Source organism: Candidatus Eremiobacterota bacterium (assembly GCA_031082125.1).
GTDB lineage: Bacteria > Vulcanimicrobiota > CADAWZ01 > CADAWZ01 > Ess09-12 > Ess09-12.
In genome coordinates this window covers 217,605-240,258 of record JAVHLM010000004.1, presented here as the reverse complement: position 1 = coordinate 240,258, position 22,654 = coordinate 217,605, and the positions used below count along the sequence as shown (strand labels likewise).

The following is a 22,654-nucleotide window of genomic DNA, read 5'->3' as shown; positions in this document are numbered from 1 at the left end:
ACATTAGTTTAAAATGTGCATCAGTATAAATTTTCGACTTTCCGGGAGGAAAAACCTCTCGCGTTGAAACTCTCCGAATGCAGGGTTCCCTCAATATTAATAATTCCAGGCCTGGGTGATTTTCCACCCGTCGTTGAACCTTTTCAGCTGAAAGGTCCTTTTTACCCCTTCCCTGCCCCTCAGTGTGCCCTTCACTTTCAGCTTGGCCGAGTCACCTTGATCAATGACCTGGACGACAGCATAATTCTTATAACTGTCGTAATACTTGAGCTGCTTGAGCTCCTGCATGAGGCGAGACTGTGATGATCGTGCCGATTGCGGAAGTGAATATACCAGCTTCAGAAGCGACGTGTCTTCATCACGGAGTGCAATCTGATAAGACTGAAAAGCGTCGGAGGGGGTGTTGTTGTTGGCTCCTGCGAGGACAATACCGGCAGAGAGCACAAAGAACAGCGCAGTCATAAAGAAAACATGGTTCACTTTCAAGGTAATCTCCCCTTTCTTTCAGTGTGAATCTTATTCTATGCTCTGGAGCATAGCAGACGGCATCATTTTAAACCTGAACTGATTGCAGAGACTATGCTGGTAAAACTCCAGAACATGCCAGATAACGTCATCATCTCGAGAATATAATGTGCGTGACTATACGATTCTCTTTCTGATGGACTGATCCCTCCGGTGGGGCCTGCCGAAAAAATAGGGCAGGTGCCAGGAGTTTCTATGATTTATGAAGAAGGTTCATGGCAATAACTATAAAGATTTACAGGTAGCGAGCATGCAGATCTGTTCTCAATGTGGAGCCCAGTGCGATGAAAAGAGCACGAAATGCGGGAAGTGCGGGTTCCCGCTTGACAGCGGCCAGGGCCCCGTGACAGATGCGGAGGGGGGCGCAAATAACGATACTGATGACGAGTCTGCAGCAATTCCGCAGTATTCGGTGCCTCTCTCCATACTTGTATCCGATGCCCATACCCTGATTTACAGCTGGCTCGAGGCACAGCAACAGGACACCTATGAGCGTGAGAACTTCCATATTCTCAGGATGAACAAGAAATATTACGGGTGCTGGCTCTTCTGGTACATTGTATCAGAGAACGGTGACAAATGCACGGGCCTCTCAATGGAAAAGAGCGACCTGGAGGCTCCCCAGGAGACCCAGAAAAGAACAAAAATCATCCTCGTTCCGGGAAGTAATGAAATTCCCCAGGAAGTGGTAAAGCTTTCTGTCCATTATGATTTCATGGAGCTCTGCGAACTCGACGAGAAGGTGGTGGACTCGTCTGAGTTCGTAGTCCCGACCCTTGATGAGAGCGAGGCCCAGAAGAAAGCTCTTGAGAAGCTGAAGGCTGAGGAGCCCGCTCTTTTTGATTATCAGGGGAGGCTCCAGGAATCGGCAAAGCTCTCTCACAGCGTCTCGGTGTTTCTTCCCGTGTGGGAAGGCGCCTATGACTATCGGGGCGGCAGGGAATACACCTTCTTCATCAACGGGCAGAAAGGCCAGATAGAAGGCGAGGAGTTCACCAAGGACAGGAACAGTTACCTGGCAAAGGTGGCTCCCTATTCCTGGCACCTTGCCGCCCTTGTCACACTCCTTCTAATCGCTTTTCTCTTCATCACAAGGAACTACACCTTAAGGGATGACCATGGGCCTTCCCCCGGCATTTCCGTCACAGCGCCAGCCTCGCCTGCGGCAACAGTGTCAGTTTCTCCCGCCGCACAGACTCCCGGCACACTTTCGCCCTCCCCGGGGAGCTCTCTCCCTGTCATGGGCCTCTCACCGTCGCCGGGTGGTTCTCCCCCTGGCGATGAGGATTCCCGGAATGCTCTGAATGCTGTCCTGGAGAACATCAAAGCCATTGACAGCAAGGATTTCGCGAAGGTCCTGGCCCTCCGCTCCGACAGGATAAGGAAGGAAAAAGATGCCGCCTTTTACGAAAACCGTTATCTGGACAATATGTCCCTGAAAGTTGTTGAATACAAGGTGGAATCCTGCACTCCCGAAGAGGCTAGAATCACTGTGGTCACAGAAGCGGAAGACAGGTACGGGAGCAAAACCAGAAGAATAACCTCGGATATCAAGTTTATCCTTATCAGGGAAAGCGGTGATTGGCGCATTGATGATTCAACGGAGAGAACCGTGAAGATAATCGAGGAATAAAAGTCGAGCAGGCAGGGCGCTCAGGGCTTCACCACTTTTACCGTCACGTTCCGCACTCCCCACTGCATGCACTGCGAATAGGTAGGCATCCAGATATCTATCGAGCGGCCCACAATGGCTCCCCCCGTGTCCAGAGCCGTCCCCCAGCCGAATCCGGGGATATAAATCTTGGACCCGTATGGTATGATGCGGGGATCGACGGCAATAACTCCCATTCTCGTGTAGACTCCCCTTGAGGTGAAGCCCCTGAGGCAGTAGGAACGGGCTTCAACATTGAGGGAAAATGACTTTTTCTCAGCGCCGGGAGGGGCCTGGTATCCTTTTTTCTCTCTCTTTTTTCTGTACTCAAGCAGATTCTTTTTCATAGGGGCAACGTTTTCAGCGCTGCCGACCTGGACGGCTTCCTTGATTACTTCTCCTTCGACTGTCACTACTGCCTCATCGTCAGGCTGCTGTGCAAAGGTGACGGATACTCTGGCAGGAATTACAAGAAATAACGCCGAGAGGAGTATGCAGGCTAACAGAACACTGCTCTTTTTCATAGGGCTTCTCCTCCTTAGATTATTGCTCTTCAAGCGGGAGAAAGCTCGTAACAGCGAGGGAACTCTATATTTACTGAATGTTCCCTTAAGAGCTTTCACCCATGTTCTCCCCTTCCCCTCGATCTCCTTTTTCCTTGAAAAACATTCCATGAAAGCCATGGAGGAGAAGGCTCTTTCTCCCTGAATTTATCAAGTGTTGCGCCGGTTTCTGGATCAGGAGCAATGAGAGGATTTGTGATACCGTGACAAAAACCACGCCCCGCATCTGCCACATTGGAACAGACTTTCTTGATAACAGCGCCAGAGTCGCCGAAATGGCAGGAAAGATCTCCCGGTGGGCTGCCGATGGCAGGGAAGTCACCCTTGTGGTCTTTCCGGGCGCAGGAGACAGCTCCACCTCGAAAGCCCTTCCTGAACTGAAGGGCCGCCTGCTGGACAGGAGGGACTCCGATCTCCTTGATTTCTGCCACGGGATAAGGGATGCCGTTATCATGGCCCACATGCTGAGGGCCCGGGGGATCAGCGCCCGCGTGCTGTCAGGCCTGTCGCAGGAACCATTCACCGCTCGAAAGGCCAAAAGAGAAGTGCTTATTGTGGCCGGGTCATTCAGGATGAATGCTGAAGGGGAATTGACGCCCCTTCTCTCGACACCCCCCTGGGAAATCAATCACAAAGCCGCAGGCGGGAATGCTCCTCTTCCCGGGTTTTCGGGGAATGAGCGCTCCTTTGCGGAGAAAAACAGGGCGGTGAGTGGTGCGATTGTGGTGGTAAATGTTGTGGAATGCCATGTGGAATTAGATGGTGGCGAAGACCTCGATGAAAAACGTCTTGTGATGCTCTCAGAGCTGGCGGCAAGGGGAATAAGCCTTGATATGATCAATATATGCTATGAGGAGCTCTACTTCATCCTCCTTGAAAAATACCTTGACAAAGCGGAATGCATTCTGAAGAGCCAGGGAGTCTCCTTTTCGCTTCATAAGGGCTTCGCCAAAGTATCTGTGACAGGGATAGGTATGAAAGGCACGCCGGGGGTCATGGCAGAAATATACCGGGCCCTTGAGGAAGGACAGGTCAATGTGCTGAGAAACACGGACTCTCACATCACGATCTCTTGCCTGATAAGGGAGGAAGACCTGCCTACGGCCATAGAGGCCCTTATGGCAAGATTTCACCTGACCCATGAGGATATTGTCTATGAAAACAAGCTCCAATGACATGCTTCGGAAGGGAGCAGATCTGCAGGCATGCGAGTCGCTCACCGGGAGCCTGGACTTTGATCCCTCAAGTATTGAGCCCGCTGATATAAGGCGCTTCAGGGAGCTCATCATGGGTTATTACCGCAGCTTCGGGCGGAGCCTCCCATGGCGGACCGAAATAAATCCCTACAGGGTAACCGTTTCCGAAGTCATGCTCCAGCAGACGCAGGTTGAGCGGGTCAGGCAGAAATATGAGCCCTTTATTGCACGGTACCCCGGGTTTGCCTCACTGGCGGCGGCTCCTCTTTCTGATGTCCTTGAGGCATGGCAGGGGCTTGGTTACAACAGAAGAGCGCTGGCACTTAAAAAGATTGCCGCTCTAGTGATTAATACTTATGATGGCAGGCTTCCATCTGATCCTGAGATTCTCAGAACATTGCCAGGCATAGGCGATGCTACCGCCCGATCCATATGTGTCTTTGCATTCAATCTGCCCCTGGCCTTCATTGAGACCAATATCAGGGCCCTGTTCATCCATTTCTTCTATCGCCGGTGCACTTCTGTCCATGACAGGGACATCCTTCCCCTTGTGGAGAAGACCCTGGAAAGAGAGAATCCCCGGGAATGGTATCATGCCCTCATGGATTACGGCGTATTCCTCAAGAAGCAGCTGGCCAACCCGGGGAAGAAAAGCGCCCACCACCGCAGGCAGAGCCCTTTCCAGGGATCGCACCGGCAGGTGCGGGGGCTGCTGCTGCGGACCCTTCTTGCCTCTTATCCCCTTTCCAGGGAGGACCTTGCAGGGCACCTGGAAGTCCCCATTGAAGCCGTTGCAAGAGCCGCCGGCGAGCTTCTCGAGGAAGGGTTCATTGGCGAAGAGTGTGGACTGCTCAGCATACGCTGAAGCGAAAAGGGATTTATAAGGCTGTCATTGCATCGGGCCTGTCTCGTCGGCAGAAGGGCCATATATTGATGGCACAGGGATATTCTGCAGGCGGAGGTATACCGAGAGCTGTCCCCGGTGATGGAGAATATTCCCCGCAGCGGGGGTTACTCCTCTCCTGCTGCCTTCGTTTCTGGCCCGGGATCTGCGGGGAGGGGGGTGCGGGGATACTTCTAGTAGGTGCCGCCAAAGACTGCCATGCCCCGTTTCGCTTCTGCAGAGAGCGGATCAAGCGCCGCAGCCTTGGCAAAGCATTCCATGGCCTCATTGAATTTCCCAAGTGAGCCAAGGGAGTTGCCTTTGTTGGTCCAGGCTTCTGCAAAGAGGGGATTTATATCCACTGCCATGATAAAGCAGTTAAGAGCCTCGGCATGCCTTCTGAAGGCCATGAGAGCCACTCCTTTTCCGTTCCATGCCTTTTCAAGCCTCTGGTTTGACACAAGGGCCCTGTTAAAACAGTCAATCGCTTCAGAGTACCTGCTGAGCCTGTTCATGATCAGGCCCCTGTGGTTGAGTGCATCGGCATACCGGGGTGAAAGCTCGATGCTTCTCTCCAGGTATTTAAGGGCGGCATCATACTTCGAGAGGTTTTCCGCCGTGAGCGCGATGTTGAGCCAGAGCTCAGAGTCATCGTCATTGTCCTCAAGGGCTTTCTGAAAGCATTCAAGGGCGTCATCAAACCGGCCGAGGTGCCTGAGCGAGATGCCCTTCCTTTTCCAGGCGTCGGCGTTCTGCGGCGACCTGCGGATTATCTCATCAAAGGCGCATATCGCGTCACTGTGAGCTCCCAGCAGAGTCAGGGCCTCTCCCTTTTTCTTCCAGAGCTCAAGGTTATCGGGCTGCTCAGAGAGAACCCTGGAATAAAACTCCAGCGCATCAGCGTACCTGCCCAGTGCTGTTGAGGCATTCCCTGCCAGCTCATAAATATATTTCATCTCAGGGTTTATCTTCTGAGACTTGAGAAGGCTTTTTACCGCGTCAGTGTAGCGTCCGTCGAGCATGAGGGCAACGCCACGCCAGAACCAGAGCGCAGGTTTCGTTCTGTCTGCTTCAAGAGCTTTGTTATAACTTCTCATGGCGCTTCCATACTCGCCCCTGGTGAGGGTGATGAAGGCTTTTATGGCGTCGTTTCCATTATTGCCGCCGATGACGCCGGGAGGAGGCTCATATTCATGTCCCGCCATTTCAAGGTATATGGAGGCCAGATCGCTCCTGACATCAGCAAAGCTCTGGTACCGATCTTCTGGCAGTCTTGACAGACACCGCGACACGGCCTCTCCAATCCGCCGGGGAATTTTGTCAATCCCGGCGAAGAGGTCAGGGCTGCTCTCTTTTTTGCGGATTATCTCATAAAGACCCTTCATCTGCTCATTCCATTCCTTGGTAAGCGAGCGGTGAGGCACAGCTGTCATCTCATAGAGAATCATACCGAAGGAGAATATATCGCACAGTGTATGGGAATGGGCCCTGCTTGCCTCCTGCTCAGGTGCCATGTAGAGGGGAATGCCAAGCCAGTATCCCGTCTTGGAGAGGCGGTAGCAATATGAGGAGAGAGACTTCTCGCTCCGGAAGGAGTCCGGCACTTCGGTTCCATCGAAGATCCTGGAAAGGCCGAAATCAGTGACCTTGAGCACTTTCCCTGAAGTGATGAAAAGGCTCCCCGGCTTGAGATCCCTGTGGACCAGGCCGCCTGCCCTGGAGGCCTGGTCCATGGCATCGGCGCACTGGAGCGCGAAGTCAAGGGCCTGCCTGATGTCGAGCTCGGGAGTTCCTATCCACCCCGTGAGGTCGTTCCCCTCGAAATGCTCACGCACAAGAAGGGACTGCGGGTCGGTTTTCACCACGCCGAAGGCCTTCAGGATGTTCCCATGGCTCTCAAGTGCTGCCCATCGGGAGCCCTCATGCTCGAGGCGGTCAAAGACTTCTTCACTCCATTCAAAGTCGGGCCTGAAAGTCTTGAATACATAGCGTGTCCCCCTCTCCTCCTCGAGAACGGTGACTTCCAGAAAAAGCGCTCCCCAGCTTACGGACTCGACTTTGAACTGGTGGAACAGAAGTGATCCCTTTTTCCATTTCCCTGGATGGAGGGTGCTTTTCCACTGGAGAGCCGCTGGGATTATCTTTGCCTCTTTTGATGATTCCATCCGGTGCTGTGCCTTCGGAACTTTTTAACGTATATGGACACTCGTTGTGAGCGCAACGGGCAGAAATATCCTTCTTCATGTCTTTCCGTGAATCCTTTATGGAGAAATTGCTCTCCGTCGCACCATCTGGCGCTCCAGGGGCGTTGCAGGAAAAAAGGCAAAAAACAATAATATTGAGAGGTCACACAAAGTCCTGTCCCGGCAAGGTGATTGAAATGATCAACGACTCAGACAGCCGCCTCATTATTCTGAAAGCAATGAAGAAGGAGCAGAAGAGGGCTTTTTCCCGCATCACTCTTGAAAATTTCGAGAAGCCTTACTTCATAGGCTATGTAATAAAAGAGTATGATTCTTACAACATCTGGGGCCGGTACGGGGCTCTTTTTCTGAACTCCAGGGAGAAAACCCGCCATATGTATTGCGAGGTAAGGGTCGGCTCCCACGATTTCGACAACACGATAAACGGCGGAGTCCCCAGGAAGGTTCTCGAAAAGGCGGAATCCCACAAGTTTCTCCAGGGGCCCATTGAGAACAATATCAATGCGCTGAGACTGGCCCTGTGGAGGCTCACCGATCTGAAATACAAGGAGGCTCTGGCCCAGTATCTGGAAAAAAAGGGACGGATGCTCAACGAGGTCATTAAAAAGAAGAAAATCCCTGATTTTAGCAAGGAACATGCTTCTCATCACGTTGATCCCTGCAGGCCTTTGACCTTTGATGACGTACGCTTCCGTGAGAGCGTAAGAAAGATATCAGGCAACTTCAGGAACTGCAGGAAATTCATCAATACCTGGGTCCAGATGATGGGCAAAAAGGAGACCAAGTTCATTGTCAACACTGACGGCTCAGAGATTATCACGGAAAATTTCTACCATGTCTTCGGGCTCCATGCCTCGGCGCTGGCCGATGACGGGATGCCCCTGAACCTGACCAGGAATTTCTACTACCGTGATCACCTCGAAATACCCGGCGATGACTTCATGGAGCGCGAGCGCGAGAACCTTGTCCGCGATCTCTCGAACCTGATGAAGGCTCCCTTGCTTGATCCATACAGCGGCCCGGCAATTTTTGAGCCCGAAGCGGCAGGCGTTTTTTTCCACGAGGCCATCGGCCACAGGCTCGAGGGTGAGAGGCAGATATCAAGCGAGGAGGGCCATACCTTCAGCGGAAAGCTTGGGGAGAGGGTCCTGTCCCCTTCATTGACCATAGTAGATGACCCCTCGGTAAAATCCTTCGGCGGGAAATCTCTTCTCGGAAGTTACCTCTATGATGATGAAGGGATTCCGGGCCAGAAGGTCACCCTTGTGAAGGAAGGCATCCTCGAGGGATACCTTCTTTCAAGGACGCCTGTGGAGGGCTTTTCTCACTCCAACGGCCACGGAAGAAATGATTTTTACGAGTTCCCCCAGGCGCGGATGGCCAGCTTCTTTGTCCATACAAGCGACGGGAAGAGCAAGGCGGAGCTCAAAAGCCTCCTTCTCAAGGAGGCAAGGCGGCAGAAGAAGCCCCATGGCCTCATAATCAGGAATGTTGACAGCGGTGAGACTAACACTTCGCGCTACAGCTTCCAGGCTTTCAGCGGCAATCCCAAAATGGTGTACAAGGTCAATCTCTCAACCGGCAGGGAAACTCTTGTGCGGGGCGTCCAGTTTGTAGGGACTCCTTTGACGAGCATCAGCAAGATAATCGCTGCAGGCGACACTCCCGAGGTCCATAACGCGATATGCGGGGCGGAATCAGGATGGATACCTGTCTCAGCCATTGCACCGGCCGTGCTTGTCGAGGAGATTGAGCTTCAGAAAACCAAGGAGAAAAACAAGAAGCCGCCCATACTTCCCCCGCCCGCCATTGTATAGCATTTTACCGGGAGGTCATGGCCTTTTTCAGGTCATCGTAACGCTTTTTTGAAAGCTTGAGGAACGACCGCTCCGTATCGATACCGATAAATCTCCTGCCGAGCTGAGCGGCCATGATGCCCGTCGTGGAGCTTCCCGTGAAGGGATCAAGCACAAGGTCGCCTTCGCAGGTTGATGCGAGGAGTATCCTCCTGAGAAGGGCCAGAGGCTTCTGCGTGGGGTGTTTCCCGTGGACCTTCTCTGCTGTCTTGGGCGTGTAAATGGCCCAGAGGGAGCGCATCTGCCTGCCGGGTTTCTTGATGAGGTCATCGGGCCAGTCACCGCCTTTCATCACCTCGTAGTTGAAGGTGTGCTTCGCTTTTTCATCCTTCTTCGCCCAGAGCAGGGTCTCGTGGCTTGCCGTGAAATACCGGCAGCTCAGGTTGGGCGACGCATTGGGCTTGAACCAGGCAATATCGTTGAGGAGTTTGTAGCCTGCAAGCTGCAGGGCATAGCCGCAGGCATATATGGAGTGGTAAGTGCCGCTTATCCATATGGTGCCCGAGGGTTTCAGCACCCGCCTGCATGCCTTTATCCACTCCAGGTGGAAGGCAAAGTCTTCTTCCATGCCCCGGCTCATATCCCATTTGCCCTTGTTCACCGGCACCCTTCGCCCCGCGTGGCATGTAAAGCCCCCGTTTGACAGGTTGTAGGGCGGATCGGCAAAAATCATGTCAAGGGAATCGGCGGGCAGCGCAGCAAGGTATTCCCTGCAGTCGCCCTCGATGAGGGTGAAGTCCTTGTCCTCGTAATAAGGTTTCATCTCAGCTTCCAGGTCACCTTTGTTTTGCATATATTATAGCACATCTCATCAATAGTTCTCCAGGGAATACCCGGCATATCATGGTAATGGTGCTTGCTGCATTTTCAAGTATATACCTGCCCTCTGATCCATGGCTGTCGGTCCCATGAAGATTCCTTTCAATCTGAAGAAGAAGTGGCTGTGCAGGGAATTGGCAGGGTTGACGCCTCATTCTTTTTCATATACTATGTACTTGCCTTTTCCAGGTTCTCCTGGAGCTTTACAGAATGATTCGCCTGCGGAGGGAAGATGGCAAGCCAGGGCGGGCAGGCCAACGTATCAGGAAACCTGCTAGAGCACACGGTGAAAAATGTCTTTTCCAGCAAGGGCTTCCTGATAGTGAGGTCCCAGGACTGGCACAAGAGCCCTGATCTTTTCACGAAAGAGCTCCTCGTCACTAATGTGAGATATACCTCAGTGTACGGCCACCAGGGGACAACGGAGTTTCTTCTCATTTCCGATAAGCATCAGAAGAAGATAAGGATAGAATGCAAATGGCAGCAGGTGAGCGGCTCCGTTGATGAAAAGCTCCCTTACCTCTATCTCAACTGCATCGAGGCGATGCCTGAAGATCACATCATCATCATCATCGACGGCGGCGGATGGAAGCAGGGCGCCGTCGAGTGGCTTAGGAACGCGGTAAGGGAGAAAAAATATACGAGCGAGAGCAACCGCCATAAGGCCATAGAGGTGATGAGCCTCACGGAGTTCATCACCTGGGCCAACAGGGAATTTAAATGAAATGGGGCCACTGAACGCCGCAGAGCAAAGGAGTATCACATGAAAAAGAAATACCATGAAAGGCTTCAGGCTATTTACGGCCACCTGGACAGGGAGATCATGGCCGTGGGGATCGGGAGCGAAGATAATCACTGCGGTGACTGCACGCGCTGCTGCCATTTCCTTTACCGCTTCCCTGTAAGCTCATTGGAGCTTGAATACCTCTATGAATTTTATCCTGAAAGAGATCACCCTCGTTCATACATTGATTTCCTGAACAGCAGGCTGAAGAATCCGGACGGCTCAAAAGCCCGATGCCCTTACTGCCTCGAGTCGGGATGCTCAGTTTACCTCGCAAGGCCGATGTGCTGCAGGATATACGGCCTTTCACCCCACCGCCCTCTCCTGGAAGGGTGCGTCTTCAGGCAGGACCTGGAGAGCGCCCATGCACTCTGGAGAAAGCTCGTCCCCCTTTTCAAGGAGTTTATTGACCTGAGGTTCACTTACTACGAGGAGCAGCTCGAGTGGTTCACCCCGGTGACCATCACCGACTTCCTGGACATAAGCACCCTCTTTCTCGCAAGGGGAGCTCCTGACAGGGCTTTCCAGAACCTTATGGGCGCCTTCGAGATGAGCCCGGGCGACCCTGTGGTCCATTCATCTCTTGGCTGGTTCCATGAGCAGCAGGGGCAGTATGAGAAGGCGGTGCAAGAGTATGAGTGCTGCCTCGGGCTTGATCCCCTCGACTACTCGGCGCACCTCAAACTGGGCTTCCTCTCCCATGGCATTGGCGATATTGAGAAGGCCATGGCCCATTATGACAGCGCCCTTGCAATTGACTCCGTGAATGCCCAGGCCTGGGGGAACAAGGGCCTTGCCCACCTGACGATGGGACAGCATCAAGAGGCCAGAAGGTCATACCAGAAAGCCATTGAGCTTGAGCCCGACAATGCCATATACCATGCCTGCCTGGGAAATGTATGGTACTGCGAGGAAAATACTGCAGAGACCATAAAGGAGATGGAGCGCGCCCTGGCCATCAACCCCCATGAGGAGATTGCCCTCCTTTCCATGGCCTCGATCTATGAGAAAACAGGGAATATGGAGGAATCCATCAGGTCCTACGGGAGGTTCCTCGCACTCTGCAGCGACCCGGCCAAGAGAAGGATCATAGAGCAGAAGGTGGAGGCTCTCGCCGCGCTTGCAGGGAAGCCTTAAGGGCAGCTATTTCCCGACGTTTTTCATGGCTCTTGCCACAGCTTCTTTCACCTTGTCGGAGGGATCCTGCTCGGCTCTCTTGAGGATGTCCAGAACCTTTACGTCCTTGACCTGCCCCAGGGACTCCACTGCATAGCACCTCACAAGCTCCGAGCGGTCATTGAGGGCCGCTCCCAGAGACTCAATGACCTCGCCCTTCTTGAAAGCTCCCAGTGCCATTGCTGCACTTCCCCTCACGTATTCTTCCTCGTCCTTCAAAGCGTCAAGGAGGGGATAGATTGCCCTTTCATCGGCTATTCTTCCAAGCGATCTCGCTGCTGATCCTCTCATGGCAGTCTTTTCACTCCTGTCGCCCAGTATTTTCGAGAGGCTGTCGATGACTTTTGGAACCGAGAATTCGCCAAGATTGAGCACGACATGGCTTCTCACCTCTTCTGAGCTGTCGTTGAGCATATCGACGAGAGTATCGGCAGTATGAGCCTTCTTTATCTTGCCGAAGATCTTCACTACCGAGCGCCTCACGTTCTCATTTTCAGAGGAAGCGAGCACTACAAGGCGCGCGGCAAGATCGGGGTGGCCCATCTCGGCCAGGGACTCCTCAACGCGGGTGCGGAGGGCATCGTGATCGGTATCTAGCACTGCAAGGAGCGCATCGAGAGAGATATTGCCCTTGACCTTGCCGAGGGCCTTTGCAATATTCACTCTCAGCTCCGGGGCCTCATTGGGGTCTTTGAGGAGAGGTATGATGGCTTCCACGCATTTCTCAGTCCTCCTCTCGCAGAGGGCGTTGATACATGACTGCCTGATAGTGTGACTGAGTCTCCCCAGCCCTTCGATGTAAGTGTCTATGAGCTTGTCGCTCTTTATCCGGGAGAGGGCCGTGAAGACTGCAGAAACGTTCTCATCCTCATCCTTCTCAAGCCTTTCGCGGAGGGGCTCGATCACCGCTTCGCTGTCGAAAGCGCCAAGCGCCTGTATGGCCTTTTTTCTTACCCTGCTGTCAGGGTCTCTCGAGAAAGCGGCGATAATGTCAATGATCTTCCTGTTCTTTGTGGCGCCTATATCCCTCGCGGCTTTGAGCCTTGCCTGATCATTCTCATTGCACAGCGCATTGTAAAGGCACTGTGCGGCAGCCTCGTTGGCAATGCCCAGTGATGAGCCGGCGCTGTTCTTGATCCTTGCTGATTTGTCGCCGATGGCTATCACAAGGGCTTTTATGGATCCCGGTGTATTGAAGTCCGCCAGTGCCTGGAGAATGCCCGATCTCACCTCTTCCGATTCCTCGGTTTTCATTGCCTTGATGAGGACGATCTCAGCTTCCTCGTTCTTGAACTGTCCAAGGGCAAGGGCACAGGATGACCGAAGCTTCTCGGGCTCCGCCTTGTTTTCAAGAATGCTCACCAGGTGCGGAATGCCGTTTTCATCCCTTACCTTGGAGAGGGCAAAGGCTGCCTTCTGTCTTGTGGCATTGTCCTTGTGGGTGTTGAGCACTTTCACAAGGCCGGGGATGTCCTTCTTCTTTTCAAGATTATCGATATTGACGGGGAGAAACTGCATTATCTTATCCATTCACTTCGCTCCTGTATCAGAAATTTTCGATGGCCTCGGGCGGCACTTTACTTCTTTTCACTGCCGCATAAAGAGTTCCGGAGAGGTGTTTCTTTCCCCGTGAGCATCTTTCCTCCTCCCGCTTCATGGGGCAGCAATGCCCCATGCCTCTCTGCACCGAATGCTCCAGTCCATTACGGAATCTATTCCGGGCAGTGGTCCATGGAATTGTTAACATCTTGTTAACATGAAAATCTATTTACAAAGAGGGGCTGTCATGGGATAATCAGACATGGTCAGCCCTGCCTTTATTTATTGTGCCAGGAGGATTAGATGGATAATACGATAAGACCGCTTCAATTCAATGCTGTCCAAAAACAAGGCGACCTCTCGATGAAGCCTGAAAGCCACGAAAAAGAGGGCCCTTCTGAAGGCTCCAGGGATGACTCGGTGAGCATTTCCCGGCCTGACGCCACGCAGGAGCCACCCAGGAAGATAAAGGTAAACATCCTTCCCCAGAGCCCCGCGGTCACGACGGCAAAAACCGTGGACTTCCCTCAGGATCAGATAGGCTCCACGGTCTCCAACAACCGCATGCAGATGGTAGACAAGAGCAATCCCAAGGCCATTCCCGACCTCGAGGGCAATTACCTTTACGAGGTGGGCACGCCGCAGTTTGACCAGGTGAATGCCTTTGCCACGGCGGCACGGGGTATGGAAATGGCGGAAAAGTTCAGGGGCTCATCGATAAACTGGGCTTTCAGCTCCAAGCTCTCAATCCTCCCCCACAAGCAGGAGGGAAAGAACGCTTATTATTCAAGGCAGGACCGCTCGGCAAATTTCTTCTTCTTCAAATCCCCTCCCCTTGATAAGGTGGTGCAGACCTCCGAGGATCCCGACATTGTCATCCACGAGATAGTGGGCCATGGCGCCCTTGACGGCATAAGACCCCAGTACCTCGGCTGGGACTCCGAGACAATGGGCACCCATGAGGCTTACTCGGATATCGCCGCGATGAATTATGCCCTCCATGACGAGGGGAATATAAAGCTCCTCCTCGAGCAGAACGGCGGAAACTTCAGGAACGAGAGCCTTGTCTCAAGGCTTGGCGAGGAGTTCGGCAAAGCCATCCACCTTGAAGACCAGAAGCCTGAAAATGACAACCAGCTCTATCTGCGCTCAATGCTCAACAAATTTACTTATGCTGATCCCGATTCACTCCCTGATACCCATGATCCCGATCAGCTCTCGGGAGAGTCCCACAGCTTCTCAAGGGTTCTCTCGGGAGCCTGCTACGACCTGATAGACGGTCTTTACCAGAAGAACCTCCCTGGCTCCAAGGACCAGACCGAAGCCGTGGTGAAAGCCCGCGACACCTTCGGGGATCTCTTCTACAAGGCAATAGACCTTGCGCCGCAGACCAAGTGCAAGTATAAGGACGTGGCCCTCGGCATGATAAAGGCCGACAGGCTCAAGAACGGCGGGAGCAATGAGCAGGAGATCAGGAAGGCTTTCCTGGACCGCAAGATCATCACCGAGAGTGACATAAGCAAGCTGGATGCCCATATGGAGGCCCTTCCCTCGGTGCGCCTCAAGAAGAGCCCCTCAACAGCGCAGGACGTGCAGAAATTCCTGGAAGCCCATGGGGGAAGCCTGGGCGTTCCTGACGGCCTCACGCTGAAGCTCACGGAAATCGCCAGGGGCAAAAACGGGGACACCACGGTGAGCCTTCAGTTCACTGAGGAGATGCCTCTCTCGGGGAAGGAGTTCGGCAAGTACGAGGGCTACGTTGTGGACGTCAACGGCGGCCTCACCATTGCCTTCGATAAATCGGGAAATCTTGTGGACGCCACCTTTGACTCCATAGACGAAGAGAAGAAACAGGATGTGAGAAACGGAGTTCTCAATTGTATCAAGAAGGATCTCGTTACCGAGCAGAGCAAGTCTGACAGCATCTTCAAGACCGACACGGAGATCTACCAGGGCCTTGCCACCAGCACGCCCGACGGGAAGAAGAAGATCATGAGAATCCCTGTAGTCTCGTAAAGCACTGGCCCGATAAAAAGCCCTCTCCTGAGGGCTTTTTTTTCTTAAACTTCCTGGCAGGTCGTGGAGGCCCGGGATGCCCCTAACGATAGCAGAGCACTGTCCCTGACTGCGTGACAAGGAAAAGGGCTCCGTTCACAATGAGCGGCACCGAGATGACCTTCTCGTCCAGGACGACCTTGTCCAGAAGCTTGCCGGTGAATGAATCAAAGCAATAGAGCCTCTGCTCAGGCATAAGCACATAGATTTTATTGTGGGTCACCGCGTAATGATACTCAAAGACGCTGCCCAGGTTCACTTTCCAGAGAATCTCGCCGCTCTCGGCATTCACATGGTGCATGATCCCTTTCTGGGTGATGCAGATCACCATGTCTTCCACGGCTCTTATCGGATGGGTGATGGAGCCCTTCAGGTCATATTCCCACCTCAGGTCACCATTCTGGCGCTCGATGCAGAAGAGAAAACCCTCGTGGTTGCCTGCGATGACCAATTCAGGGAGGACCGCGCCGGGCGTGGAGATGCTTCCCTCGGTGTTGAACTGCCATAGAAAGTCCCTGTCTTCGAGGTTCACCGCGTATACAATCCCGTTGAGGGCTGTGAGGTAGAGCACTTCGTCGTAGAGGGCGGGGGCCGAGATGGTCCGAACCTCCAGGGGCTCCCTCCAGAATATCTCTCCCTCGGAAAGCTCGATGGCAACGATGGTTCCGTCGTAAGTCACCTGATAGAGAATATCCTCCTTGGCACACGGTGAGCACATGACCATGCCCTCGATGGCTGCCTCCCAGAACACTGACGATTTCCCCGCCTTGATTGCCACAAGATGAGGCGTAGAGGGCGAGCTCACATAGATCACCCTGTCATGGACCACCGGGGCGTTGATGGATTCCTTGAGTGAATAGCTCCATTCCGCCGAGCCTCTCTCCATGTCAAAAAGGAAGAAATGGCCGTCGTTGAAGCTCACGAGGAGCTTGTCACCGCAGGGTGCAAGGTGGGCAATCGTTGCATTTCTCGTACCGCAGCTCCATGCGCGTTTCATGGGGATCCGCGGCCCTGCGCCCACGCTCGAGGTCCTGCCCGTGTTTCCCAGGAAGTTGTCCCACTGCACGTCGGAGAGATCGATCCCCCGGTAGGTATAATAGAAGTCATAGGTTTTCAGGTTCCGGGGCCTGCATTTCTCCAGCAGCTCGTGCTTTAACGTTTTTACGCTCTCGTAATGGGACAGCTTTCTTCCGGGTGTTCCCAGCATCCTGTAAAGTATCTCCACGAAGCTCTTTGACAGGTCGGGCCGCAGGCTCTCAATCTTCTCAGGCTCGATGCTCCGGTACTTCTGCAGATCAACGCTGGAGATGAGAAAATAGAGAAATGCCCCCAGGCACCATATGTCCCTTGAAGCGGAGTTGAATTCCTCCTTGATCTCGAGCTTTTCCACGTACTCATCGCCTTCGCTCATTCCCACGGCGCTCAGAATGTGCGGGATTCCTATATTGATGTAGTAAATATGGGAAGCCTCCTCATCGATGACGAGAGATGAAGGCGGCATGTCAACGACGTAAACGGGCCGGGGGGAAAGGCCATGAAGATATTCGAGCATCTCGCTCAGAATGAGCCCCCAGGAGATAAGGAGGCCTTCAGGGATGGCATGACCCACCCGTGTGTGAAATTCCGGGAGAAACTGGGTGAAGTTCTTTCCCTCCATGAATTCATAGACAAGGTAGAGATAGTTCTCCTCGTTGAAATAGTCAAATATCTTGATAATCGAAGGATGGGAGAGATTCACGTAGCGCTCGGCGGCCTCTTCAAACCTTTCGACGATATCTTCCTTCTGAAGCAGGTCCTCGCCCTGGATGAGGAACTCCCTGAGGGAGTAAAAAGTGCCTGCGTCGGAGAGATCCTCAACTTTGTAGATCGCCCTGGAGCAGGTGAAATGATAAGGCTCTATGATGCTGTACCTGTTATCTATGAGGAGCCCCTCATCGCCCTCCCCGAGGAAATCGGGTTTCTCTGCTCTTGCCGGCCTTTCAGGCTCAGCGGAGGGCTCTTCTTCCTCCTCCCCCTCAGTGCCGTCCCCGTCATCATCTCCCTGTGCCTTGTCAAACTCGCTGAAGCAATAAGGACAGAAGAGCATATCCTCGTCAACCTGCTTTTTGCAGCTTGGGCAGTCTATTTTTCCCACAATTCCTCCAGGACCGCAGGGTAGCATAACAGGGCACCTGAGCCATGAGAGTGCCATAAAAACCAAGAACCTCTCAGCGCTGTGTGGCAGTCAAGAGAGGTTCTTTAAAGAAATCATCAGTCAAAAGTATGCAAAAATACCATCCTGACGGTTCTATTCAGGAAGACTTATGGCCTCACTCGGGCATTCGCTCACGCATGCACCGCACTCAAGGCACTCTTCCTCGTTGATTACGGCCACGTCATTGATCTTGATCGCCTCAACAGGGCACACTTCCCCGCAAGCTCCGCATGCGGTGCATTTTCCTTTGTCAACTATGGCTGCCATATTATCATCCTTTCTTAATAAATTGTGCACCATCGGGTGATGCATTGTCGGCGCTTTCCACTTGGGATGACCCCTGGTAATGGCTCCAGGTATATCCCCCAGATGGCCAAAATCACCTATTCGTCATATAATGATAAATTCCTCCAAATAAAATTACTGCCCCAGTTTTTCCAGGAATCTTCTGAACTGCTTCTGCTGCCGGGGGGTGCCTGCCTTTTTCAGTCCCTCTTCCAGGGTGAGGCGTGCAGACTGGAAGTCGCCCTGCTCATGATACACCACGGCGAGGTCGTGGTATGCGTCAGTAAAACCGGGGTCCAGAATGAGCGCTTTTTTCAGGGCTTCCACGCCCTCGGCGACCCTGCCGGTTTTTGCGAGGTGGAGCCCAAGGCCCTTATGCGCATAAGCATCGCCGGGGTAAAGACCGACGGTCTTCTGGCAGAGCGCCACGCCTTTTTCAAACTCTCCCGCGAAATAGTATATGAACCCAAGGCTGTTGAGAGCCCCGCGGTGGGTGTCATCGAGAGAGAGGGCTTTTTCAAGCAATTCCCTGGCCTCGTCAACGCGCTGCTCCCGCAGGAGGGAATATCCCTCCCTGGCGTAGTAACCGGCATCCTGTCCCTGCGGTTCCATCAGGAGTCCTTCATTATATCCCCGCTGTCGGGAGGGAGCTCAAAATGCTCTTCATTGATTCCGTCGGCAGCATCAATCCTCTCTGAAGTTCCCGCCAGGAATGCCTTCATGGCATCCACTTCCTGCTTGAGATACTGCAGGTATTTGAAGATATGCGAGACATGGGACACTATAAGATCTATCTTCTCTCTATCCTTCTGGAGCTCGGCCTCCTTTTCTGCGGAACTGCCCTCTTCATCGTGGGGCTGGCCTTTTTCAACCATGCGGGCAAGCTTGTCAATACGCCCGATGAGAATATCGAATTTCCCTGCCATGAACACCTTGAGGGATTTTAAAGTCTCGCTGTCGGAAGCCGCTGGCTCTCCCTTCTCAGCAGCCTTCACCGGTTCCTCCGCCGAGGGGGCGCCTGCCGGTTCCTTTTTCTGCTCCTCCGGCTCCTCCGCCGAGGGGGCGCCTGCCGGTTCCTTTTTCTGCTCCTCCGCCGGGGAGGGTTCTCCTTCGTCACTTTTATGGGCCTCAGCCTCTTCCAGGAAGGGAACCGGCTCCTGTAATACCGGAGACTCACTGATTTCTTCAAGCTGCCTTGCGATATCCCCTTCCACTTCATAGAGAATGCTGTCAACGTCAATACCGTCTGATGATTCTGCTGCCGGGAGGATCATCTCGCCGTCAGGTCTTGCTTCCAGGGGAGGCGTGCTCACCACCGGCAGGTCGGGAGCTGCGGCAGGCTCCTGGACCTTGCCCTGCGGCTCGTCAGGCCCGGGACCGGCAGGCCCGGGCTGTTGATGATCTTCAGGGTGCTTGTCATGATATTTCTGGAGAGGAGTCATGGCGTGTGCCGGCTTTTGAGAGGGCTCGGCATGGACGGCCTTCAACAGGCCCGGGAGGGTCCTGGATTTTTCCGCATGGTGGGCAGTGGGAAATTCTGTGCCCAGAGAAGCGAATATCCTTTCCATATTCAAGCAGAATACGGCGCCCTCCGCTGAGAGAATATAGAGGTTTTTCTCATAGGACTGCATGGTGACAATGACAATATTCTTCTTATCCAGCTCAGTCTGCCAGAGCACTTTCATCTTCTGCTCGTCGAAAAGGAAGAGGTTCCTGCGGCCGTCACAGAAAATCACATATCCCGGGAGCACTACAGGGTGCGGGATGGTGATAACCTTTTCATTATTGAGGGCCTTGTTGCACTTGAGCCTTCCATTCCCCGCACCGAGCCCGTAAAGTGAATCGCTTCTGAATATGAAGAGCGTGTCGTCGGCCAGAAGGGGATTCAGACGATACTCCCTGGGATTGAGGGGATTCACGGCAGTAATCTGGTATTTCCATATAAGGCTTCCCCGCTCGATGTTCAGGGAGTACACGAATCCGTCGCGGGCCAGGAAGAATATGGCATGGTCGTTATAGGCCAGCCCCCGGCAGACCTCGTTGTTGATCCTTATCTGCCAGGCAAGGGTTCCGTCCTTGAGCAGGAGTGCGTACACATGCTCATTTTCTATCACAAAGACCGCGTCATTGGAAAATGATGCCCCTATGCTGCTTGTGATCTCAAGCTTCTTATAGCGCCAGAGCGCTTCACCGCTGTGCAGATCAAGAAAATAGATGAAACCATCCAGGGAGTCTATCAGCACCCTGTCCTGGTGGGAGAGCGGCGCGGATGCGACTCCAAATGGCTTCTCCCAGAGCAGTGCGCCATCCTTGCATGAAAGGGCCGTTATGTGCCCCGCGGACTGCGTCTTTGAATCTTTCTCCCCGAACAGCAGCAGGACGTCATCCCATCCAAGGGGAGCCCTGTGGATCTGGGTCTCCACTTTTTTCTCCCACGCCACTTTCCGGTTCTCAAGGTCAAGGGCCTGCACATTTCCCTGTTTGGTTACCGTGACAAAATTGCTGCCATATGCATAGGCCGAAGGTGCATAATGGAGGCCTTTCTTTACGCTGTGCTTCCAGAGGGAGGCTCCATTCTGAGCGGCAAGGGTAAAAAGCTCCTTGTCGCCAACGGCGGTGAAAAGCAGGGTCCCGCCTGGATCGTGATAAAGGCTGCCGTCATGAAATACGTCATCAGGCAATGCCTTGTGGGCATAGTACCATCTGAGGATCTCCATCGACTGTTTCTCTTCCTTGTCAGAGTCATCGGTTTTTTTGAATATGTTCCACATAACAATCCCCCACTTGAGTAAACTTGCCGGTCGCTGGTGCTTATCTGAGGCAAACCGGGATCTGAGGGCGCCGGGTCATGGTCTAGACTTCGTTTTCGGCGGAAAAAAAACCTGCTCAAGGCAGGTTTTAGAGGTGCCAGTTGAAGAGGAAATCAGCAGGTGGCGAGGAGGACTTTCTCTATTGCATCCTCGCGCTTCTCATCGGCCGAGATGCCCAGCCTCTGCTCCGTGGCATGGAGGATAGCCTCCAGCGTCTCGGCATAAGACATGCCCGTCAACTTGCCCATCTTGACGAGGTGCCCATCCCAGCACCATCCCGGATTGGGATTTACTTCCAGAAGCTTATGGGAGCCTTCACCATCGAGCCTCCAGTCAAAGCGGGCATAGTCGCGGCATTCTAGACGCTCGAAAAGCAGAAGCGAGCACTCTATGATTGCCTTCTCCGTCGCTTCGGGGAGCACGGCAGGGATGGACCTGAGGTTCCAGTAAGGCGATTCCGGTGACCATTTTGCCTCATATGCGCATATCTTGGGGAGATCGTCAGGGAGCATCGAGTAGTCTTCCTCTATGAGGGGCAGGACCGTGTAGGCTCCGGGAGGGTTTCCGATAATCCCGCATGTGAGGTCTTTTCCCACGAGAAACTCTTCCACCAGGATGGGCTTGTCGTAGCCGAACCGCTCCCTGATCTCTATGATGGCGTTGAGGAGTGCCTCAAAGGTGCACACCACTGACCGCTGCGTGATTCCAAAGCTGCCGTCGCCGAAATTGGGCTTGACGATGACGGGAAATTCAAAGGGAAGCTCAAAGGTGCTGTCCTCAGGCTTGATGAAAAAGGCCTCGGGCACCCGTATGCCCATCTCCTTGGCAATTCCTCTCACGAGGGACTTGTCATAGCAGTGGGAGATGCACTGGGGGCCTGCACCGGTGTAAGGGATTCTGATCATGTCCAGGAGGGCCGGCACATGGAGCTCCTTGGTGGGATCATTGAGGAATCCCTCGTCGCAGAGGTTGAAAATAAAGCTCGTCTTGGAGCGCAGCTTGAGCAGATCCATGAAAAGCGATTCATGATGGGTGAGATAGGTGAAGCGGTAGTCTTTCAGCTGCCTCAGGGCGTCCTTGAGCTGATCGATTGTGTAGAAATCATCATCGTCAAAGATTCCAAGAGGCTTGAGTGGATCGGGCCGCGAAGGATCGCCGAGGAGCACCGCGACATCCTTTATGGTGGTGCCCCCCTTTCTCCTGTCAGGAGCCCACTCCTTGCGGCATAAGGCCGTGACAATGATTCTCCGCTCCATCATGCCAAGATCCTGATTCCTCTGGGAGTCCGTCAAGATGGTATCATGGACCGTCACGTCGGCAAAGCCCGCCTTTTTCAGGAGCTCGCTCAGGCTCTCCCTTGTGTAAAGCCTCTCAGCGTAAAACTGGTCTACAATGACGCCTTTGCTTATATGGGTGACCACTTCGCGGGAGATGAGGCGCTGCCTGTCATGGGACAGGGTGCGCTCCCTGCATACGAAATGCTGCTTGTCTATCCATTCCCATGACCGGGACAGAAAATTGTTCCTGATGTACTCACCGTCAGTGACGTCAATTATGATCTTGCCCCATGGCTTGAGCACTTTGAAGACTTCCTTGAGAACCCTTATGTCATCTTCCACGGTCTCGAAATACCCGTAGCTGTTTCCCAGAATCATGACCACCTCAAAGGTATCGTGGGGATAGGGCATTTTCCTTGCGTCGCCCTCCCTGAATCTCACCGGGAGGTTTTCCTTTTTGCAATGGGCTTTTGCCTTCTGAATGAGGTAATGGGACCGGTCAAGCCCGTCGGTGTTCTTGTAGCCGCGACTTGCGAGCTCAATGGTGTGGCGGCCCTGCCCGCAGCAGAGGTCCAGCATCCTTGAATCCTGGCCTGCGCCAAGGATGCCCAGGATGAGATCGACTTCAGAGCGCGTGATATTGCTGTCATCAACAACGTCGGCATCGGTCTTGAGGTAGATGGAGTTGAAGATCCGTTTCCACCAGTCGGGATTCACGTGCTCCTCAAGGTTATGAACGGGGCCCAGGGTCTTTCTGACAGGAGCAGAGCATGTTTTCATGGGCGCCGTCCCGTTTTTCTGGGGAGCTATACCATTTTTTTTCTGGGAAATCTTTTC

The 22,654-nt window shown here is 53.4% G+C and carries 17 protein-coding genes and 1 pseudogene; 7 read left to right on the top strand and 11 right to left on the bottom strand.

The window, feature by feature from the left end; translation table 11 throughout:
• Window positions 1-96: 96 nt before the first annotated feature.
• A complete protein-coding gene (locus RDV48_06680; GenBank protein MDQ7822464.1) occupies window positions 97-486 on the bottom strand; it encodes a hypothetical protein in 390 nt (129 codons plus the stop codon).
• A gap of 241 nt (window positions 487-727) precedes the next feature.
• Here RDV48_06680 and RDV48_06675 point away from each other — a divergent pair, with 241 nt between their 5' ends.
• Window positions 728-2,158, top strand: a complete 1,431-nt coding sequence (locus tag RDV48_06675) for a zinc ribbon domain-containing protein (GenBank protein ID MDQ7822463.1) — start codon at window positions 728-730, stop codon at window positions 2,156-2,158.
• Between the two features lie 20 nt (window positions 2,159-2,178).
• Here the strand turns inward: RDV48_06675 and RDV48_06670 are convergent, their stop codons facing one another.
• Window positions 2,179-2,700, bottom strand: coding sequence for a 3D domain-containing protein (locus tag RDV48_06670; protein ID MDQ7822462.1), 522 nt, complete (start codon window positions 2,698-2,700; stop codon window positions 2,179-2,181).
• Between the two features lie 242 nt (window positions 2,701-2,942).
• Here RDV48_06670 and RDV48_06665 point away from each other — a divergent pair, with 242 nt between their 5' ends.
• Together RDV48_06665 and RDV48_06660 are read left to right on the top strand one after the other, a co-directional pair.
• The gene (locus tag RDV48_06665; GenBank protein ID MDQ7822461.1) at window positions 2,943-3,914 is read left to right on the top strand and encodes an ACT domain-containing protein; all 972 of its coding nucleotides are present in this window, start codon (window positions 2,943-2,945) and stop codon (window positions 3,912-3,914) included.
• Window positions 3,895-4,800, top strand: a complete 906-nt coding sequence (locus RDV48_06660; protein MDQ7822460.1) for an A/G-specific adenine glycosylase — start codon at window positions 3,895-3,897, stop codon at window positions 4,798-4,800. The genes RDV48_06665 and RDV48_06660 overlap by 20 nt, the downstream gene beginning before the upstream one ends.
• A gap of 24 nt (window positions 4,801-4,824) precedes the next feature.
• Here RDV48_06660 and RDV48_06655 read toward each other — a convergent pair.
• Both RDV48_06655 and RDV48_06650 read right to left on the bottom strand, forming a co-directional pair.
• Window positions 4,825-4,932, bottom strand: a pseudogene (locus RDV48_06655) (DinB family protein).
• An 80-nt stretch (window positions 4,933-5,012) separates the two neighbouring features.
• Entirely contained in the window at window positions 5,013-6,983 is a 1,971-nt protein-coding gene (locus RDV48_06650) for a tetratricopeptide repeat protein (protein ID MDQ7822459.1), read from the bottom strand.
• A gap of 215 nt (window positions 6,984-7,198) precedes the next feature.
• Between RDV48_06650 and RDV48_06645 the strand changes: the two genes are divergently transcribed.
• Window positions 7,199-8,839 (top strand): metallopeptidase TldD-related protein, encoded by a 1,641-nt coding sequence (locus RDV48_06645; GenBank protein MDQ7822458.1) that lies wholly within the window; start codon window positions 7,199-7,201, stop codon window positions 8,837-8,839.
• A 4-nt stretch (window positions 8,840-8,843) separates the two neighbouring features.
• On the opposite strand, the gene RDV48_06640 is transcribed toward RDV48_06645, so the two are convergent.
• The gene (locus RDV48_06640; GenBank protein MDQ7822457.1) at window positions 8,844-9,641 is read right to left on the bottom strand and encodes a site-specific DNA-methyltransferase; all 798 of its coding nucleotides are present in this window, start codon (window positions 9,639-9,641) and stop codon (window positions 8,844-8,846) included.
• Between the two features lie 288 nt (window positions 9,642-9,929).
• On the opposite strand from RDV48_06640, the gene RDV48_06635 reads away from it, so the two are divergent.
• Both RDV48_06635 and RDV48_06630 read left to right on the top strand, forming a co-directional pair.
• Entirely contained in the window at window positions 9,930-10,421 is a 492-nt protein-coding gene (locus RDV48_06635) for a 4-diphosphocytidyl-2C-methyl-D-erythritol kinase (protein ID MDQ7822456.1), read from the top strand.
• Between the two features lie 39 nt (window positions 10,422-10,460).
• On the top strand, window positions 10,461-11,618 hold the full coding sequence (locus RDV48_06630; GenBank protein MDQ7822455.1) for a tetratricopeptide repeat protein: 1,158 nt from the start codon (window positions 10,461-10,463) through the stop codon (window positions 11,616-11,618).
• A gap of 6 nt (window positions 11,619-11,624) precedes the next feature.
• On the opposite strand, the gene RDV48_06625 is transcribed toward RDV48_06630, so the two are convergent.
• The gene (locus RDV48_06625; GenBank protein ID MDQ7822454.1) at window positions 11,625-13,187 is read right to left on the bottom strand and encodes a HEAT repeat domain-containing protein; all 1,563 of its coding nucleotides are present in this window, start codon (window positions 13,185-13,187) and stop codon (window positions 11,625-11,627) included.
• Window positions 13,188-13,499: 312 nt separating this feature from the next.
• Between RDV48_06625 and RDV48_06620 the strand changes: the two genes are divergently transcribed.
• Window positions 13,500-15,212, top strand: coding sequence for a hypothetical protein (locus RDV48_06620; GenBank protein MDQ7822453.1), 1,713 nt, complete (start codon window positions 13,500-13,502; stop codon window positions 15,210-15,212).
• A gap of 82 nt (window positions 15,213-15,294) precedes the next feature.
• Here the strand turns inward: RDV48_06620 and RDV48_06615 are convergent, their stop codons facing one another.
• The 5 genes from RDV48_06615 to RDV48_06595 all read right to left on the bottom strand — a co-directional run bounded on the left by RDV48_06615 (window position 15,295) and on the right by RDV48_06595 (window position 22,597).
• Window positions 15,295-17,385 (bottom strand): PQQ-binding-like beta-propeller repeat protein, encoded by a 2,091-nt coding sequence (locus RDV48_06615; GenBank protein MDQ7822452.1) that lies wholly within the window; start codon window positions 17,383-17,385, stop codon window positions 15,295-15,297.
• A 153-nt stretch (window positions 17,386-17,538) separates the two neighbouring features.
• Window positions 17,539-17,712 (bottom strand): 4Fe-4S binding protein, encoded by a 174-nt coding sequence (locus tag RDV48_06610; GenBank protein MDQ7822451.1) that lies wholly within the window; start codon window positions 17,710-17,712, stop codon window positions 17,539-17,541.
• Window positions 17,713-17,865: 153 nt separating this feature from the next.
• Window positions 17,866-18,342: a tetratricopeptide repeat protein gene (locus tag RDV48_06605; GenBank protein MDQ7822450.1), complete on the bottom strand. Its 477-nt coding sequence runs from the start codon at window positions 18,340-18,342 to the stop codon at window positions 17,866-17,868.
• Window positions 18,342-20,501 carry a PQQ-binding-like beta-propeller repeat protein gene (locus RDV48_06600; GenBank protein MDQ7822449.1) on the bottom strand — a complete coding sequence of 720 codons (2,160 nt, stop codon included), beginning with the start codon at window positions 20,499-20,501 and terminating at the stop codon, window positions 18,342-18,344. Before RDV48_06600 ends, RDV48_06605 begins: the two co-directional genes overlap by 1 nt.
• A 152-nt stretch (window positions 20,502-20,653) precedes the next feature.
• Window positions 20,654-22,597 carry a methyltransferase domain-containing protein gene (locus tag RDV48_06595; protein MDQ7822448.1) on the bottom strand — a complete coding sequence of 648 codons (1,944 nt, stop codon included), beginning with the start codon at window positions 22,595-22,597 and terminating at the stop codon, window positions 20,654-20,656.
• Between the last annotated feature and the right edge of the window lie 57 nt (window positions 22,598-22,654).

Bases quoted from the DNA above. Each gene is read 5' to 3' on its own strand.
- RDV48_06600 (MDQ7822449.1), bottom strand. From the start codon at position 20,501: ATGTGGAACATATTCAAAAAAACCGATGACTCTGACAAGGAAGAGAAA.
- RDV48_06630 (MDQ7822455.1), top strand. From the start codon at position 10,461: ATGAAAAAGAAATACCATGAAAGGCTTCAGGCTATTTACGGCCACCTG.
- RDV48_06640 (MDQ7822457.1), bottom strand. From the start codon at position 9,641: ATGAAACCTTATTACGAGGACAAGGACTTCACCCTCATCGAGGGCGAC.
- RDV48_06595 (MDQ7822448.1), bottom strand. From the start codon at position 22,597: ATGAAAACATGCTCTGCTCCTGTCAGAAAGACCCTGGGCCCCGTTCAT.
- RDV48_06660 (MDQ7822460.1), top strand. From the start codon at position 3,895: ATGAAAACAAGCTCCAATGACATGCTTCGGAAGGGAGCAGATCTGCAG.
- RDV48_06650 (MDQ7822459.1), bottom strand. From the start codon at position 6,983: ATGGAATCATCAAAAGAGGCAAAGATAATCCCAGCGGCTCTCCAGTGG.
- RDV48_06610 (MDQ7822451.1), bottom strand. From the start codon at position 17,712: ATGGCAGCCATAGTTGACAAAGGAAAATGCACCGCATGCGGAGCTTGC.
- RDV48_06620 (MDQ7822453.1), top strand. From the start codon at position 13,500: ATGGATAATACGATAAGACCGCTTCAATTCAATGCTGTCCAAAAACAA.
- RDV48_06635 (MDQ7822456.1), top strand. From the start codon at position 9,930: ATGGCAAGCCAGGGCGGGCAGGCCAACGTATCAGGAAACCTGCTAGAG.
- RDV48_06675 (MDQ7822463.1), top strand. From the start codon at position 728: ATGAAGAAGGTTCATGGCAATAACTATAAAGATTTACAGGTAGCGAGC.
- RDV48_06625 (MDQ7822454.1), bottom strand. From the start codon at position 13,187: ATGGATAAGATAATGCAGTTTCTCCCCGTCAATATCGATAATCTTGAA.
- RDV48_06605 (MDQ7822450.1), bottom strand. From the start codon at position 18,342: ATGGAACCGCAGGGACAGGATGCCGGTTACTACGCCAGGGAGGGATAT.
- RDV48_06645 (MDQ7822458.1), top strand. From the start codon at position 7,199: ATGATCAACGACTCAGACAGCCGCCTCATTATTCTGAAAGCAATGAAG.
- RDV48_06670 (MDQ7822462.1), bottom strand. From the start codon at position 2,700: ATGAAAAAGAGCAGTGTTCTGTTAGCCTGCATACTCCTCTCGGCGTTA.